Source organism: [Mycobacterium] stephanolepidis, from assembly GCF_002356335.1.
In the GTDB taxonomy this organism is placed as follows: domain Bacteria; phylum Actinomycetota; class Actinomycetes; order Mycobacteriales; family Mycobacteriaceae; genus Mycobacterium; species Mycobacterium stephanolepidis.
In genome coordinates this window covers 2771750-2787306 of the sequence record NZ_AP018165.1, presented here as the reverse complement: position 1 = coordinate 2787306, position 15557 = coordinate 2771750, and the positions used below count along the sequence as shown (strand labels likewise).

Below are 15557 nucleotides of genomic sequence, written 5' to 3'. Positions count from 1 at the left end.
CGACGTGGTAAGCCTGAGACGTGTCAGACAGCCTGTTCGACGTGCCCGGGGGCGCTTTCGAGTCCACCCCCGCGGATGCCGGGGTGCCGCCCAACGCGCCCCTGGCCGTCCGGATGCGTCCTGCCACGCTCGATGAAGTGGTGGGGCAGGGGCACCTGCTCAAACAGGGTTCGCCGTTGCGCCGTCTCGTGGACGGCTCGGGTGCGGCCTCGGTCATCCTGTACGGACCTCCGGGCACGGGGAAAACCACTCTCGCATCCTTGATTTCGGGTGCCACCGGGCGCCGATTCGAGGCGCTGTCCGCGTTGTCCGCCGGAGTCAAAGAAGTGCGGGCCGTCATCGATGATGCGCGCCGCGCAGCTGTCCATGGCCGCCAGACGGTGCTCTTCATCGACGAGGTGCACCGGTTCTCCAAGACCCAGCAGGACGCCCTGCTTGCGGCCGTGGAGAACCGAGTGGTGCTGTTGGTCGCTGCTACCACCGAGAATCCCTCCTTTTCCGTGGTGGCGCCGCTGCTCTCGCGCTCGCTGATCCTTCAGCTGCAGCCATTGGGCGACAACGATATTCGGGAAGTACTCACGCGTGCTATCGCCGACGAGCGCGGGCTCGGCGGTGCGGTGGCCGTGGATCCCGAGGCGCTGAGCCTGCTGGCGCAGCTCGCCGCAGGCGACGCACGACGCGCGCTGACTGCCCTGGAGGTCGCCGCGGAGACCGCGGGAGGGGCCGGAGGCACCATGACCGTCGAGGTGGTGGAGCAGTCGGTGGACCGCGCTGCCGTGCGCTACGACCGTGACGGTGATCAGCATTACGACGTGGTCAGTGCCTTCATCAAATCGATCCGCGGGTCCGATGTGGATGCCGCGCTGCATTATCTGGCGCGGATGCTGATCGCGGGGGAGGACCCGCGCTTCATCGCCCGGCGACTGATGATCCTGGCCAGTGAGGATGTCGGGATGGCCGATCCCAGCGCATTGCCGGTGGCGGTGGCGGCGGCCCAGACGGTGCAACTGATCGGGATGCCGGAGGCGCAGCTGACGCTCACTCACGCCACCATCCACCTCGCGACCGCGCCCAAGTCGGGGGCGGTGCCGGCGGCACTGGGGGCGGCGATGGGCGACATTCGCGCGGGCAAGGCCGGGCTGGTGCCGCCGCATCTGCGTGACGGCCATTACAGCGGGGCGGCCAAACTCGGCAATGCCGTCGGCTACGTGTACCCGCATAACGACCGCGACGGGGTGGTGGCACAGCAGTACCCGCCCGATGAGCTGGTCGGAGCCGACTACTACCAGCCCACCGATCACGGCACCGAGCGCGAGATCGGATCGCGGCTGGACAAGCTGCGCGCCATCATTCGGCGTGGGCTGAAGCGCTGAGTCGTGATCGAGTGTGCGGATCCTGTCGGTCCTGGCTAGAAAATCGACACAAATCGCACACTCGGCATACTGAGGGCATGGCGTTACGTATGCGTGTGGCCGTGGGCGGACTACTGGCATCGCTCGCCGTGATGACAGCGCCCGGCGCGGCGTGGGCAGATCCGGAACCCGATCCGGGACCCGAGCCGATCCTCGAAGATCCAGGCCCGCCGCCACCTGCACCGGTTGATCCGTGGGTGGAGCAGTACGGCCGCGATGTGGGCGCGGGAGCCGCCGGTAATGCCGCCGAGGCCGGGGCCGGCATCCTGTTGAGCCCGTTCCTGGGGCCGTTCACCGGGCTGGCAACCGCGCCGATCGGCGGAGCCGTCGACAGCTCGATCCGCGACGCCCCGTACGGCTAGCGCCGGACCGCAATTGCTGCGAGGCAAACCGGAGCCCGTCTGTCCATGTGGAGGGACTGTTCACGGTTAGCTCGGTGAATTGTGACGGAGCAGATACCTGGTGGCGGTGCCCGGTGACCTTGGCGTATACCGGCGGTAGGTGGACACACCGGTAGGGTGGTCCGGTCACATTCCCCAGCTACACGCAAGGACGACATGCAGACACACGAGATCCGGAAGCGATTCCTGGACCACTTCGTGAAGGCCGGTCACACCGAGGTACCGAGCGCTTCGGTGATCCTCGACGACCCCAACCTGCTGTTCGTCAACGCCGGCATGGTCCAGTTCGTGCCCTTCTTCTTGGGGCAGCGCACGCCGCCGTACAACACGGCCACCAGTGTCCAGAAGTGCATTCGCACCCCGGACATCGATGAGGTGGGCATCACCACCCGGCACAACACGTTCTTCCAGATGGCCGGGAATTTCTCCTTCGGCGACTACTTCAAGAGCGAGGCGATACGGCTTGCCTGGACGCTGCTGACCAATCCGCTCTCCGAAGGTGGTTACGGCTTCGACCCGGAGAAGCTGTGGGCCACCGTCTATCTCGACGACGACGAGGCCATCGGACTGTGGCAGGACATCGCCGGGCTTCCGCTGGACCGGATCCAGCGCCGCGGCATGGCCGACAACTACTGGTCCATGGGCATCCCCGGTCCCTGCGGTCCCTGCTCGGAGATCTACTACGACCGCGGCCCCGAATACGGCATCGAAGGTGGCCCGGAGGCCAACGAGGACCGCTACATCGAGATCTGGAATCTCGTGTTCATGCAGAACGAGCGTGGCGAGGGGACCTCCAAGACCGACTTCGAGATACTCGGCCCGCTGCCGCGCCAGAACATCGATACCGGCATGGGTGTTGAGCGCATCGCATGTCTGCTGCAGGGTGTCGACAACGTCTACGAAACCGACCTGGTGCGCCCCGTCATCGACTGTGTGGCAGCAGTTGCCCCGCGCGGGTACGGGCAGGGCAGCCACGAGGACGACGTGCGCTATCGCGTCATCGGCGACCACGCCCGCACGGCGGGGATCATCATCGGCGACGGGGTAAGCCCCGGCAACGAGGGCCGCGGCTATGTGCTGCGCCGCCTGCTGCGCCGGATCATCCGCTCCACCAAGTTGCTTGGCGTCGAAAAGCCCATGATGGGCGAGCTGATGGCCGTGGTGCGTGACGAGATGGGCCCGTCGTACCCCGAGTTGGTGACCGACTTCGAACGCATCAGCAGAATCGCCGTCGCCGAGGAGACCGCCTTCAACCGGACCCTGGCCTCCGGTTCGAAGCTGTTCGAGGATGCCGCGGACAAGACGAAGACGGCCGGAAAGGCCACGCTCTCGGGTAGCGATGCGTTCACCCTGCACGACACCTATGGATTCCCCATCGAGCTCACCCTCGAAATGGCGGCCGAGGCCGGGCTTTCGGTGGACGAGAACGGCTTCCGTGAGCTGATGAACGAGCAGCGGCAGCGCGCCAAGGCCGACGCCGCAGCACGCAAGCATGCTCACGCGGACCTCACGGCGTACCGCGAGCTTGTTGACGCGGGACCCACGGAATTCACCGGCTTCGACGAATTAGATTCGCAAGCAACGATTCTGGGCATCTTTGTCGACGGTGCCCGGGTGCCGGTTGCCTCAGTGGGCACCGAAGCGGAAATCGTATTGGACCGCACCCCGCTCTACGCAGAATCGGGCGGCCAGATCGCCGATATCGGATCCATTCGCGGCGACGGGACCAACGCGACATCGCAGGCAAAGGTCTCCGATGTCCAGAAGATCGCCAAAACCCTGTTCGTGCACAAGGTCACGGTGGAATCCGGTGAGTTCGTCGAGGGTGATCAGGTGGTGGCCTCGGTGGATCCGCAGTGGCGCCACGGCGCCACCCAGGGCCACTCGGGTACGCACATGGTGCACGCCGCACTGCGGCAAGTGCTGGGGCCCAACGCCGTTCAGGCAGGTTCGCTCAACCGGCCCGGATACCTGCGTTTCGACTTCAGCTGGCAGGGCGCGCTCTCGGAGGCGCAGCGGCAAGAGGTTGAGGACGTCGCCAACAAGGCGGTCGAGGCCAACTACCCCGTCAACACCTTCATCACCGATTTGGACAAGGCCAAGGCCATGGGCGCGATGGCGCTGTTCGGTGAGAACTACGGAGACAACGTGCGCGTCGTCGACATCGGCGGCCCGTTCTCGCTCGAGTTGTGCGGTGGCACCCACGTCGCGAACTCCTCCCAAATCGGACCCGTGACGCTGCTGGGAGAGGCTTCGGTGGGCTCGGGTGTGCGCCGCGTGGAGGCCTACGTCGGCCTGGACGCATTCCGGTACCTCTCGAAGGAACGTGCCTTGATGGCCGCGCTGTCCTCGAGCCTGAAGGTGCCCTCTGACGAGGTTGCCGCCCGGGTCGCCACTCTGGTGGAGCGGCTCAAGGTCGCCGAAAAGGAGTTGGAACAAACACGTTTGGCCTCAGTGAAGGCCTCCATTTCGACATTGGTGGACAACGCGGAACGCCTGAGCACGTCGGCCGGCACCGTCACCGTGGTGGCGCACCGGCTGCCCGATGGCACCGGCGCCGGTGATCTGCGCAGCCTGATCGGAGACATTCGGGGTCGGCTCGGCAGTGACCCCGCCGTGGTCGCGCTGATCGCAGCGGGCGAGGGCTCGGTGCCCTTCGTGGTGTCGGTCAACCAGGCCGCTCAAGATGCGGGGCTGCGCGCCAACGACCTCGTGGGTGCCATCGGATCGGCCGTGGACGGTCGAGGCGGCGGTAAGTCCGACACGGCACAGGGTTCCGGTAAGGACCCCTCCGGCATTGACGCGGCACTGCGGGCGCTGCGTGAACAGATCCGCCAGGCCTGAACCGAGTGCCCGATAGCGAAGCTCCTGTCCCTGATCGTCCAGGCCCCGACGATCCGGGCCGAGGCCGTCGTCTCGGCGTGGACGTAGGCACCGTCAGAATCGGGGTCGCATCGTGCGACCCCGACGGAATTCTTGCCACCCCGGTCGAAACGGTTGCGCGGGATAACAAGGAAGACAGTGATTTTCGCCGCATCGTGGAATTGGTCGAGGAGCTGGGCGTGGTAGAGGTCGTTGTCGGCCTGCCGCGCAACCTGCGTGAAGGTACGGGGGCCTCGGCGCGCGATGCCGCCGGGTTCGCCCGCGAGCTGAGTGAGCGAATCGCGCCCGTGCCGGTGCGCTTAGTAGACGAGCGTTTCACTACTACTACCGCCCAGCGTTCCCTGCGTGAGGCAGGAGTACGGTCTCGTCAGCAGCGCGGCATCATCGACCAGGCGGCAGCGGTGGCCATTCTGCAGGATTGGCTTGAGCAGCGTCGCCGGTGCGGCAGTGAAGGGGGCACGCGTTGAGCGACTGGCGCGATTGGGACGATCGCCAGGAGCCCGACGACGACTGGGGCGGCGGTCGCCGGGCCGTCCCGGTGGCGGTGGGTCCGCGTCCTCGCGAGACCCGTCGCGAACGGGCGCGCCGCAGGGCGGCGGCGCGGCGTCGCCGCAACGCCGGACTGGCGGGCCTGGCGCTGGTTGTCATCATCACCGTCGCTGCCGTTGTCGGCGGAGCCAAGCTGTGGGACAGCCTCTTCGGTGCCGACGCTCCCGTCACCGACTACTCGGGCTCCGGGGTCAAGGACTTCGTGTTCGAGGTGCATCGCGGCGACACCACCAAGGTCATCGGACAGCGGCTGAAGGACGAGGGAGTGGTGGCCACTCCGAGCGCGTTCACCGATGCGGCGCAGGGCAATCAGGCCATCGCCGCGATCCAGCCCGGCTTCTACAAGCTGCGCACCAAGATTCCCGGCAAGGACGCCGTCGCGCGTCTGGCCGAACAAGACAACCGTGTCGGTCTGCTCGTCATCCCCGAGGGCCGTCAGCTCGACGACGTCTCCGCGGTGGCCAATGGCGCGGTCACCGAGGGCATCTTCACCCTCATCGCGCGTGCTTCGTGTGTGGACCTGGACGGGGACAAGCATTGCGTGGCCGCTTCGGACTTACGGCAGGCCGCCACGACGGCTTCGCAGGCCGAGCTGTCGGTCCCGCAGTGGGCGTCCAACGGCGTCAATGCCGTGCGCGACGACCATCGCCGCCTCGAGGGACTGATCGCCGCCGGGCGATGGGACTTCGACCCGATGGCCGAGCCGGAGCAGATTCTGGCCTCCCTCATCCGCGAGAGCAGCGACCAGTACCAGCAGCTGGGATTACTGCAGGCCGATGCGGCCGGATTGTCGCCCTATGAAGTGCTGGTGGTGGCCTCGCTGCTGCAGCGGGAGGCCAAACCTCGCGACTTCGCGAAGGTGGCGCGGGTGGTCTACAACCGGCTGGCCAAGCATCAGAAGCTGGAATTCGACTCCACGGTGAACTACCCGTTGGACCGCCAAGAAGTCGCGACCACCGATGACGACCGCGAGCGCAAGACACTCTGGAATACCTATGTGTCGCAGGGGCTCCCGGCCACCCCGATCTCTTCGCCGAGCCCCGAGGCACTTCAGGCGGCCGAGCATCCGGAGCCGGGGGACTGGCTGTACTTCGTCACGATCGACGCCGAGGGCACCACGTTGTTCACGGCCGACTACAACGAGCATTTGGCCAACATCGAGCTGGCCAAGAAGAACGGCATTCTGGACAGTGCGCGATGAGCCTCCCGGGCGACGAGCATGAGCGCGGCTGAGGTTCGCCGCGCCGCGGTGCTCGGCTCACCGATTGGGCATTCGCGCTCACCCGATCTACACCTGGCGGCCTATCGCGCGCTGGGGCTGACCGGCTGGACCTATGAACGCATCGAGTGCACGGCCGAGCAGCTGCCCGATGTGGTGGGCGGCGCCGGGCCCGATTGGGTGGGTTTCTCGGTGACGATGCCCGGCAAGTTCGCCGCCTTGGAGTCGGCGTCGAGTTGCACCGAGCGTGCGCGGTTGATCGGTGCGGCCAACACCCTGGTGCGCACGGATGACGGTTGGCATGCCGACAACACCGACGTCGATGGGGTATCCGGAGCGCTGCGCGGTGCGGGAATCGAACCCTCGGAGCGGGCGGCGGTGATCGTCGGCGCCGGCGGTACCGCGCGGCCGGCCATCGTGGCGCTGGCGGCAATGGGTATCCAGTCCCTGACGGTGGTGGCCCGCGACGCGGCTCGGGCACGCGGAGCTCTCGAGCTGGCGCGGCGAGTGGGTCTGCAGACCTCGGTGATTGATTTCGAGGACGCGGCACTGTCCTCGGTGTGCGCATCATCCGGCGTGCTGGTGAGCACTGTGCCCGCGGACGCGGCGGCACCCTATTCGGACTCCCTGGCCGCGGCCCCGGCGATTCTCGACGTTATCTATCACCCGTGGCCCACCGAGCTGGCGGCCGCGGCACGCGATCGGGGAGCAGCGGTGGTCGGCGGTTTGGAGATGCTGCTCAACCAGGCATTCACTCAGGTAGAGCTGTTCACCGGGCAGCCCGCACCACGTGCGGCGATGGCCGCCGCTCTGCGCTGAGCGCCCGATAATCCGGCGTTGGCAGTCGGGCAGATTCACACTCACGAGTAGATGCGACCTGCGGGAATCAAATTTATGGGACTTTTGGTCCCATCAGATGTTGCATGGGATGCCGCGTCCCAGTAAATTGGTGGGTAATTCGAGGAGGAAGCAATGCCGCTTTACACCGTCCCCGGGCCGAGTGATTTCGACGCGGAGTACCTGCAGACCCTGCACACGTTGTCCGAAGGCTCGGTGCGTCTGCACTTCGATCCCTTCACGGACATCGACTGGGATGCGCCCGATTACCAGATCGACCGCAACGACCCCCGCTGGGTGCTGCACCCGGAGCTGGACACGCTCGGCGCCACTCAGTGGTACCGGGACCTTCCTCTCGACCGCCAAATCGAGATCGGCCGCTGGCGGCTGGCCAACAGCGTCAAGGTCGGGCTCGCCTTCGAGAGCATCCTGATTCGCGGCATGATGCAGTACCTCATGAAGCTGCCGAACGGCTCGCCGGAGTTCCGCTACTGCCTCCACGAGATGACCGAGGAGTGCAACCACATCCAGATGTTCCAGGAGCTCGTCAACCGCATCGGTGACGACGTCCCGGGCATGCGCAAGTGGTTCCGCAGGCTGTCGCCGATCATCGGCGTGGCGGGCGGCTGGGCGCATGTGGTGCTCTTCATCGGCATCCTCGGCGGCGAGGAGCCCATCGACCACTACCAGAAATCGCTGATCCGCAAGGACGTCGACCTGCCCCCGGCCGTTCGACGCACGATGGAAATCCACGTGGCCGAAGAGGCGCGACACATCTCCTTCGCGGGTGAATTCCTGCGCGTACATATGCCGCTGATGAGCGCGCGCAAACGCGCGCTGTGCACCCTGCTGTTCCCGGTCGTCATGAAGTTGCTGGCGAACGAGATCATGATTCCGCCGCGGACCTTCGCCGCCGAGTTCGGTATCCCGCGTGCGGTTTTCAAGCAGGCCTTCTGGCGCAGCGAGCATGCGCGTCACACGCTGGCCGAGTACTTCGGAGACATGCGCAAGCTCACCGAGGACATCGGAATGCGGCCGTGGTGGGTGCGCCCGTTGTGGAAGGTGCTGCACATCGACGGCCGTCCGTCGCGGTACCGCAGCGAGCCCGACCGCTCGCCCGTGGGGGCGCCGCTAGCGGTTGGCGCCTGACAGTTCGGCGATAGCCGCCATCAGTTCGGTCTGCGGGTCCAAGGACACGCCCATCGAACGACCGGCCCCGTCCAGCACGTACCAGACGTAGTTCGCGAGGTCTTCGATGATCTCGGTGCGGTTGCGCGCTGGTTCCTCTTCCCGCAGCCACCGCGATAGTGATCCCTCGACCATGGTCACCACCGCGTAGGTGACTGACTCGAATACGCAGTAATCGATCCCGAGCTGCTCGGTGATCGGAATCAAGACGCCGCGAACACGCTGTTCCACGCGGAGTTTGACCGTGCTGATCGCGTCGACGGCGGGGTACTCATCGGTGGCCCCGGAACGCATGAATTCATAGCGGTGTGGGTAGTTGGTCATCCAATCGAGGACGGCCCGGATGGTTCTGGTGACGATGTCGATGATCGAACCTCTGCTGACGTCCAGTTGTGACGTGATCGTGGCGTCGAAGTCCTGCAATAGGTAGGAGCGGATTCGGCGATCGAGGTCCTCGCGTCCCTCGAACTGCCGGTACACCACAGACTTGGCCAGCTCGGCCCGTTTGGCGATCGACTGCACGGGAATCTCGGTGCCGGGCGGCGTTTCATCGAGCAGCGCGACGGCAGACTCCACGATGCGGGTCTGGCGGGCGGAGTTGTGCCGTTCCCAACGTGCCTCATGCCCGGTGAGTGAGCGTTCCTTGGCATTGGTATCCGGCACCGCCCGATTCTATCGACCCACGTCCGGCTTGGATGCCACACAGAAGATTCGGCGGAATCCGAATGGGGTCACCTCGCCGGAGCGCGGATAAGCCCGGCGCAGCAGTGCGGCGTACTCAGACTCGAACTCGGCGAATTCGTCGGCAGGCAGTGCCGACACGACGGGCCTCAGCCCGGTGCCATGAACCCAGCGCAGCACCGGATCCTCGCCCGTCAACAGGTGCATATATGTCGTTTCCCAGGCGTCCGGAACCAGACCGGCGGAAATGGCCAGGCGCGCATAACCTTCGGCTTCGTCCGTGCTCTCGATTCCGCGCAGCACACCGGACAATCGCGATACCCAGCGTGGCGATTCGGCCACCTGGCGCATCAGCGCATGCGAGGGCGCGCCGAAGTTGCCCGGAACCTGAAAGGCCAGATATCCACCCGGATTGAGCTGCCCGGCCCACGTGGCGATGAGCTCGCGGTGCTGTGGAAGCCATTGCAAGGCCGCATTGGTGAACAGTACGTCTACGCCGTCGGCTCGAAAGTCCGCGATATCGCCTTGCTCCAGACGCAGATTGGCGGGCAGATCGGCGGGTGCGGTGGCCAGCAGCTCGGCGGAGGAATCCAGTCCCAGCACCGAAGCATCGGGCCACCGGCGGGCCAAATCGACGGTCAATGCTCCACTGGCGCAACCCAAGTCAACGACAGTGCGTGGACCCGAGGCGGGTATTCGAGATAGCAATTCGTAGAACGGGCGACTGCGTTCGTCTCCGAATCGGCTGTATTCCTGCGGGCTCCACAATGTCTTCGTCACTGCTCCGAATCTAGCCGCGCGGCGCTACATTCCCCACATGATGTACGGGGCGGGTGTGCTGTGCTGGATGGCGGCGCTGTCATATTTCGACATCAGGTACCGCAGGCTGCCGAACTGGCTCACGCTGCCCGCGGCCGCCGGGATCGTCGTGGTGGCGATGTTCGACCGCAATCCATCGATGTTGGCCGGTGCGGCGGCGTTGACGGTCGTGTACCTGGCCGCGCACCTGCTCTCGGCGCGCGCGATGGGGGCCGGGGACGTGAAGCTCGCCTTCGGCACCGGGGGATTGTCGGGGGTGTTCGGGTTGGACTCGTGGTTTCTGGCGGCGATCGGTGCGCCGCTGTTGACCGGCCTGATCGGTGTGTCGCTCATGGCGTGCGGGCGCCGGGGAGTATCGGTTCCGCATGGACCGTCGATGTGTCTGGCCACGGCGTTAGCGACCGGGCTGACGGTCCTCTCACCGGGCATCTGACAAAGAACCATCCACTGTCCCGATCGATTTGGAAGACCGACCTGCTCGCATGGGACAATGGTGCACGTGTTGCGCTGGATCACGGCAGGTGAATCGCATGGACGCGCGTTGGTCGCGGTCCTGGAAGGCATGGTCGCCGGTGTCGAACTGACATCGGAGGACATCGGTAGGCAGCTGGCGCGTCGGCGCCTGGGCTACGGCCGGGGTGCGCGGATGGCTTTCGAGGCCGATCAGGTCACCGTGCTCGGTGGCGTGCGCCACGGACTGACCTTGGGCGGTCCGGTTGCCATCGAGGTCGGCAACACCGAATGGCCCAAGTGGGAAACCGTGATGTCTCCGGACCCCGTGGACCCCGCCGAGCTGGAGAACATCGCGCGCAACGCGCCGCTGACCCGGCCCCGGCCCGGGCACGCCGACTACGCGGGCATGCTCAAATATGGATTCGATGACGCCCGCCCGGTCCTCGAGCGGGCCAGTGCGCGCGAGACCGCGGCGCGCGTGGCCGTGGGCACCCTTGCCAAGGCCTTCTTGAAGCAGGCCCTGGGAGTAGATGTCATCTCGCACGTCATCTCCATCGGTGACTCCGAGCCCTACGAAGGCCCGGTTCCGAGCGCCGCCGACCTGGACGCCATCGACGCCAGCCCGGTGCGGGCGTTCGGCGAGCAGGCTCAGTCGTCGATGATCAGTGAGATCGAGGCCGCCAAGAAGGACGGCGACACCCTCGGTGGAGTGGTCGAGGTGGTGATCGCCGGTTTGCCCGTCGGACTCGGCTCGTTCATCAGTGGGAACGACCGGCTGGACAGCCAATTGGCGGCGGCGATCATGGGTATCCAGGCGATCAAGGGTGTGGAGATCGGTGACGGTTTCACCACCGCGCGTCGACGCGGCAGCGCCGCACACGACGAGATTTACCCCGGCCCCGACGGCATCCTGCGCTCCACCAATCGTGCCGGGGGACTGGAAGGTGGCATGACCAACGGTCAACCGCTGCGGGTGCGGGCGGCGATGAAGCCCATCTCCACCGTCCCGCGGGCGTTGGCGACGGTGGACATGTCCACCGGCGACGAGGCTGTCGCAATTCACCAGCGTTCCGACGTGTGCGCGGTCCCGGCCGCTGGGGTGGTCGCCGAGGCGATGGTTGCGCTGGTGGTGGCCCGCGCCGCACTGGAGAAGTTCGGTGGAGACTCGCTGTCCGAGACGAAGACGAACGTCGGTGCGTACCTGGACGCGGTGGCGCAGCGGGAGCCACGCCGAGAATCCTCCGATGAGCAGCTTGCGCGAAGATCGGCTAACACAGCGGGATGAGCCCCAAAGCCGTCCTTGTCGGACTGCCCGGATCGGGTAAGTCCACCATCGGCCGTCGGCTGGCAAAAGCGTTGAACGTCAACATCTATGACACCGACATCGGCATCGAGGCGCAGGCCGGCCGCACCATCGCCGACATCTTCGCCACCGACGGGGAGCCGGAATTCCGACGCATCGAAGAATCGGTGATTCGGCAGGCTCTTGATCAGCAGGATGGGGTGGTCTCACTCGGTGGTGGCGCCGTGCTCACTCCAGGAGTTCGGGAAGCGCTCACCGGGCACACCGTCGTGTACCTGGAAATCAGTGCCGCGGAAGGAATTCGGCGCACCGGAGGCAGTGTGGTGCGTCCGCTGCTGGCCGGGCCTGACCGCGCCGAGAAGTATCACGCCCTCATCTCGCAGCGAGTTCCGCTGTACCGAGAGGTCGCCACGATCAAGGTCAACACCGACAGGCGAAATCCCGGCGCGGTGGTCCGGACCATCGTGTCCCGGTTGGAGAGCCCCGAATCGGGCACCCCAGGTTCGTCACGGCGGCGACGTCCCCGTCGGCGCCCCCGATCGCGGCGCCGTACGTCCGGTGCTCCCGCGGCAACCAAGACCGATACCCCCGGAACCGAAACTAAAGGAAGAGCCGACAATGACTAGCGCCGAGCCGACGACGATCACCGTCGAGGTGAACCCGCCCTACCCGGTTATCGTGGGAACGGGTCTGCTGGGCGAGTTGGTGGACGCGCTCAAGGGCTCCGACAAGGTGGCGATACTGCATCAGCCCACCCTCGCGGTGACCGCCGAGGAGATTCGGAAAACCCTGGCCGACAACGGAATCGACGCGCATCGGGTCGAGATTCCCGACGCCGAGGCCGGCAAGGACCTGGCCGTGCTCGGATTCATCTGGGAAGTACTGGGCCGCATCGGCATCGGCCGCAAAGACGCCGTCGTCAGTCTGGGGGGAGGGGCCGCCACCGACACCGCGGGCTTCGCCGCCGCCACGTGGTTGCGTGGCGTGAAGGTGGTGCACGTACCCACCACGCTGCTCGCGATGGTCGATGCCGCGGTCGGCGGCAAAACGGGCATCAACACCGAGGCGGGTAAGAACCTCGTTGGCGCATTCCACCAGCCTGGGGCGGTGCTGGTGGACCTGGCGACGCTCGACTCGTTGCCGCGCAACGAAATCGTCGCAGGTATGGCCGAAGTCGTGAAGGCAGGATTCATCGCCGACCCGGTCATCCTCGAGCTCATCGAGGCCGACCCGGAGGCCGCGATCGATCCGTCCAAGCCGGTGCTGCGCGAGCTCATCGAACGCTCCATCGCGGTCAAGGCCAAGGTGGTGGCCGCGGACGAGAAGGAAGCCGAGCTGCGCGAGATTCTCAACTACGGCCACACCCTCGGGCACGCCATCGAGCGACGCGAGCGGTACCGGTGGCGCCACGGTGCCGCCGTGTCGGTCGGTCTGGTGTTCGCGGCCGAACTGGGGCGCTTGGCCGGACGTCTGGACGATGAGACCGCTGATCGCCATGCACGGGTGCTCTCGGCGCTCGGGCTGCCGACTCGTTATGACGCCGACGCGCTGGGGCAGCTCGTCGAATCGATGCAGGGCGATAAGAAGACCCGCTCGGGCATACTGCGATTCGTGGTGCTTGACGGATTGGCCAAGCCGGGTCGGCTGGAAGGCCCCGACCCGTCACTGCTGGCCGCCGCATACTCGGTGGTGGCAGGTCCGACGACTGGCGAGGGAGTGATGTTGTGACGATCCAGGTTCTCAACGGCCCCAATCTGGGCCGTCTCGGTAAACGGGAGGCCGCCGTCTACGGCAGCGTCACCTACGAGGAGCTGGTGTCACTCATCCAGGCCGAAGCGGGCTCGCTGGGTGTGGATGTCCAGGTGCGGCAGACCGACAGCGAAGCCGAATTGCTCGGCTGGATTCACGATGCCGCCGACGCCAAGGATCCGGTGATCCTGAATGCTGGCGCGTTCACCCACACGTCGGTTGCGCTACGCGATGCCTGTGCCGAATTGGCGGCCGGGCTGATCGAGGTGCACATCTCGAATGTGTATGCGCGCGAAGAGTTCCGGCACAAGTCGTACCTCAGTGCGTTGGCCACCGGGGTGATCGTCGGGCTCGGCGTGCAGGGATACCTGCTGGCGCTGCGCTACTTCGTGACGTCCACTTCGTCCTGAACCGCCTGGAACACGTCGGTATCCGACTGCTGCAGCGCGGCGTGCTCCTTTTCCTTGCGGTCCACCAGCAGTCGGCCCGCGAATACGCCGACCATGGCGGGCGCGAACACCAGCAGTGCCACGAATGCCGCGGTGGTGGTGAGCTCGGCCAGGATGCCCGCCGCATAGATTCCCTCGTTGAACCGACTGATCAGCCAGATCACCAGGCCGCTGACCGCCCCGGCGAAGATGCCACCCAGCAGCCACCACATCGCTAGATCTTCACGACGGTCCGGATCGGGGTTGCGTCGGGCATCGCCGCGGCCGTCGGTGATCGCCCAGGCCACCACCGCCGCGACGAACACCAGAACCAGCGTGATGTTGATGAGGGTGCCGTGGGTCTCCCAGACGCTGATGGCCAGGCCCTGTATCACGCGAATCAGCACCATAAAGACGGCGAAGACGGCGCCACGGGTAAGCCATTGCGCGGTCATGGAACGTGTTCCAGCTTCGGGCATGGGCCCAGCGTATCGCGGTAGCGTCGACACCTATGACGACCGTCCTCAGCCATATCGATCGCCGGGAACGACTGCGTGAGGGACTGCGCGCCGACGGACTCGATGCGCTTTTGATCACCGACCTGGTCAACATTCGCTATCTGACGGGTTTCACGGGGTCCGCCGCCGCGTTATGGGTGGCCGCGGGCGACGGAGCGGATGAGAAGGCGACCGTGCTGTGCACCGATGGCCGCTACCGCACCCAGGCCGCCGCGCAGGTTCCGGATCTGCGGGCTCTGATCGACCGCGGGTACGGCGCGGCGCTGATCGCATCGGCCGCCGCCGGGCGCGCGGGATTCGAAAGCCACGTGGTCACCGTCGACGGATTCGACAAACTGAGCGCGGCGGCCGGGGACGTCGAGCTGATCCGGTCGCCGAATCGGGTGGAGAAGCTCCGGGAAGTGAAGGACGAATCCGAGGTACGGATACTCGAAAGGGCTTGTGCCACAGCGGATACCGCATTGTCCGCATTGATCGACACCGGTGGGATCCGGCCCGGGCGCACCGAGCGTGACGTGGCGCGCGACCTGGAGAACCTCATGTGTGAACACGGGGCCGACGGCACGTCGTTCGAGACCATCGTCGCGGCCGGTCCACACTCGGCGATACCGCACCACCGGCCCACCGACGCGGTACTGGCCGCCGGCGACTTCGTGAAGATCGACTTCGGGGCACTGGTCGCCGGATATCACTCGGACATGACCAGGACCCTGGTGCTGGGGTCGGTGTCGCCATGGCAGCAGGAGATCTACGAACTGGTGCTGGTCGCGCAGGCGGCGGGACGGGAGGCGCTTGCGCCCGGAGCATCGCTGAAGGGCGTGGATGCCGCGGCCCGCGATGTCATCGCCGCCGCTGGATACGGACAGAACTTCGGCCACGGCCTCGGGCACGGCGTGGGCTTGCAGATCCACGAAGCACCGGGTATCGGTGCCGGCGCCACCGGTACACTGCTTGCTGGCTCGGCGGTGACAGTCGAGCCAGGGGTCTACCTGCCCGACCGGGGCGGAGTCCGGATCGAGGACACGCTCGTGGTGCGGCCCGACGGGCCGGAGCTGTTGACCCGGTTCCCCAAGGAACTCACCGTCATTAATTGAGTAGTACTGAACAGTTACGCAAG

The 15557-nt window shown here is 66.1% G+C and carries 16 protein-coding genes; 13 read left to right on the top strand and 3 right to left on the bottom strand.

The annotated features are described in order from the left end of the window. Positions 1-20: 20 nt before the first annotated feature. From MSTE_RS13805 to MSTE_RS13775, 7 genes are all read left to right on the top strand, one after another. Positions 21-1373, top strand: coding sequence for a replication-associated recombination protein A (locus MSTE_RS13805; protein ID WP_096502014.1), 1353 nt, complete (start codon positions 21-23; stop codon positions 1371-1373). A gap of 77 nt (positions 1374-1450) precedes the next feature. Continuing rightward, positions 1451-1774, top strand: a complete 324-nt coding sequence (locus MSTE_RS13800) for a hypothetical protein (RefSeq protein ID WP_096502012.1) — start codon at positions 1451-1453, stop codon at positions 1772-1774. Positions 1775-1969: 195 nt separating this feature from the next. Continuing rightward, entirely contained in the window at positions 1970-4657 is a 2688-nt protein-coding gene (alaS, locus tag MSTE_RS13795) for an alanine--tRNA ligase (RefSeq protein WP_096502010.1), read from the top strand. A gap of 5 nt (positions 4658-4662) precedes the next feature. Further along, complete coding sequence (gene ruvX, locus MSTE_RS13790; RefSeq protein WP_096502008.1) at positions 4663-5163, top strand: Holliday junction resolvase RuvX; 501 nt, start codon at positions 4663-4665, stop codon at positions 5161-5163. Further along, positions 5160-6446 carry an endolytic transglycosylase MltG gene (mltG, locus tag MSTE_RS13785; RefSeq protein WP_046253919.1) on the top strand — a complete coding sequence of 429 codons (1287 nt, stop codon included), beginning with the start codon at positions 5160-5162 and terminating at the stop codon, positions 6444-6446. Before ruvX ends, mltG begins: the two co-directional genes overlap by 4 nt. 18 nt (positions 6447-6464) lie before the next feature. Beyond that, positions 6465-7283, top strand: a complete 819-nt coding sequence (locus MSTE_RS13780; RefSeq protein WP_096502006.1) for a shikimate dehydrogenase — start codon at positions 6465-6467, stop codon at positions 7281-7283. 153 nt (positions 7284-7436) lie between these two features. After that, positions 7437-8450 carry an AurF N-oxygenase family protein gene (locus MSTE_RS13775; RefSeq protein WP_096502004.1) on the top strand — a complete coding sequence of 338 codons (1014 nt, stop codon included), beginning with the start codon at positions 7437-7439 and terminating at the stop codon, positions 8448-8450. On the opposite strand, the gene MSTE_RS13770 is transcribed toward MSTE_RS13775, so the two are convergent. Then, positions 8433-9152: a TetR/AcrR family transcriptional regulator gene (locus MSTE_RS13770; protein ID WP_096502002.1), complete on the bottom strand. Its 720-nt coding sequence runs from the start codon at positions 9150-9152 to the stop codon at positions 8433-8435. The two genes, MSTE_RS13775 and MSTE_RS13770, sit on opposite strands and share 18 nt — an antisense overlap. Before the next feature lie 9 nt (positions 9153-9161). After that, positions 9162-9950, bottom strand: coding sequence for a methyltransferase domain-containing protein (locus MSTE_RS13765; RefSeq protein WP_096502000.1), 789 nt, complete (start codon positions 9948-9950; stop codon positions 9162-9164). Between the two features lie 37 nt (positions 9951-9987). On the opposite strand from MSTE_RS13765, the gene MSTE_RS13760 reads away from it, so the two are divergent. The 5 genes from MSTE_RS13760 to aroQ all read left to right on the top strand — a co-directional run bounded on the left by MSTE_RS13760 (position 9988) and on the right by aroQ (position 13904). Continuing rightward, positions 9988-10422 (top strand): prepilin peptidase, encoded by a 435-nt coding sequence (locus MSTE_RS13760; protein WP_096501998.1) that lies wholly within the window; start codon positions 9988-9990, stop codon positions 10420-10422. 66 nt (positions 10423-10488) lie between these two features. Further along, the gene (gene aroC / locus MSTE_RS13755; RefSeq protein ID WP_096505863.1) at positions 10489-11727 is read left to right on the top strand and encodes a chorismate synthase; all 1239 of its coding nucleotides are present in this window, start codon (positions 10489-10491) and stop codon (positions 11725-11727) included. Beyond that, positions 11724-12371, top strand: a complete 648-nt coding sequence (locus MSTE_RS13750; protein WP_096501996.1) for a shikimate kinase — start codon at positions 11724-11726, stop codon at positions 12369-12371. The genes aroC and MSTE_RS13750 overlap by 4 nt, the downstream gene beginning before the upstream one ends. Further along, the gene (aroB, locus tag MSTE_RS13745) at positions 12364-13473 is read left to right on the top strand and encodes a 3-dehydroquinate synthase (RefSeq protein ID WP_096501994.1); all 1110 of its coding nucleotides are present in this window, start codon (positions 12364-12366) and stop codon (positions 13471-13473) included. Before MSTE_RS13750 ends, aroB begins: the two co-directional genes overlap by 8 nt. After that, entirely contained in the window at positions 13470-13904 is a 435-nt protein-coding gene (gene aroQ, locus MSTE_RS13740; RefSeq protein WP_096501992.1) for a type II 3-dehydroquinate dehydratase, read from the top strand. The genes aroB and aroQ overlap by 4 nt, the downstream gene beginning before the upstream one ends. Here the strand turns inward: aroQ and MSTE_RS13735 are convergent. Further along, positions 13877-14401, bottom strand: a complete 525-nt coding sequence (locus MSTE_RS13735) for a B-4DMT family transporter (RefSeq protein ID WP_193442023.1) — start codon at positions 14399-14401, stop codon at positions 13877-13879. The two genes, aroQ and MSTE_RS13735, sit on opposite strands and share 28 nt — an antisense overlap. 32 nt (positions 14402-14433) lie before the next feature. On the opposite strand from MSTE_RS13735, the gene MSTE_RS13730 reads away from it, so the two are divergent. Next, positions 14434-15534 (top strand): M24 family metallopeptidase, encoded by a 1101-nt coding sequence (locus MSTE_RS13730; RefSeq protein ID WP_096501990.1) that lies wholly within the window; start codon positions 14434-14436, stop codon positions 15532-15534. Positions 15535-15557 lie beyond the last annotated feature (23 nt).

Bases quoted from the DNA above. Each gene is read 5' to 3' on its own strand.
- MSTE_RS13735 (WP_193442023.1), bottom strand. From the start codon at position 14,401: ATGCCCGAAGCTGGAACACGTTCCATGACCGCGCAATGGCTTACCCGT.
- MSTE_RS13800 (WP_096502012.1), top strand. From the start codon at position 1,451: ATGGCGTTACGTATGCGTGTGGCCGTGGGCGGACTACTGGCATCGCTC.
- alaS (WP_096502010.1), top strand. From the start codon at position 1,970: ATGCAGACACACGAGATCCGGAAGCGATTCCTGGACCACTTCGTGAAG.
- MSTE_RS13775 (WP_096502004.1), top strand. From the start codon at position 7,437: ATGCCGCTTTACACCGTCCCCGGGCCGAGTGATTTCGACGCGGAGTAC.
- MSTE_RS13730 (WP_096501990.1), top strand. From the start codon at position 14,434: ATGACGACCGTCCTCAGCCATATCGATCGCCGGGAACGACTGCGTGAG.
- MSTE_RS13780 (WP_096502006.1), top strand. From the start codon at position 6,465: ATGAGCGCGGCTGAGGTTCGCCGCGCCGCGGTGCTCGGCTCACCGATT.
- MSTE_RS13750 (WP_096501996.1), top strand. From the start codon at position 11,724: ATGAGCCCCAAAGCCGTCCTTGTCGGACTGCCCGGATCGGGTAAGTCC.
- aroB (WP_096501994.1), top strand. From the start codon at position 12,364: ATGACTAGCGCCGAGCCGACGACGATCACCGTCGAGGTGAACCCGCCC.
- MSTE_RS13760 (WP_096501998.1), top strand. From the start codon at position 9,988: ATGATGTACGGGGCGGGTGTGCTGTGCTGGATGGCGGCGCTGTCATAT.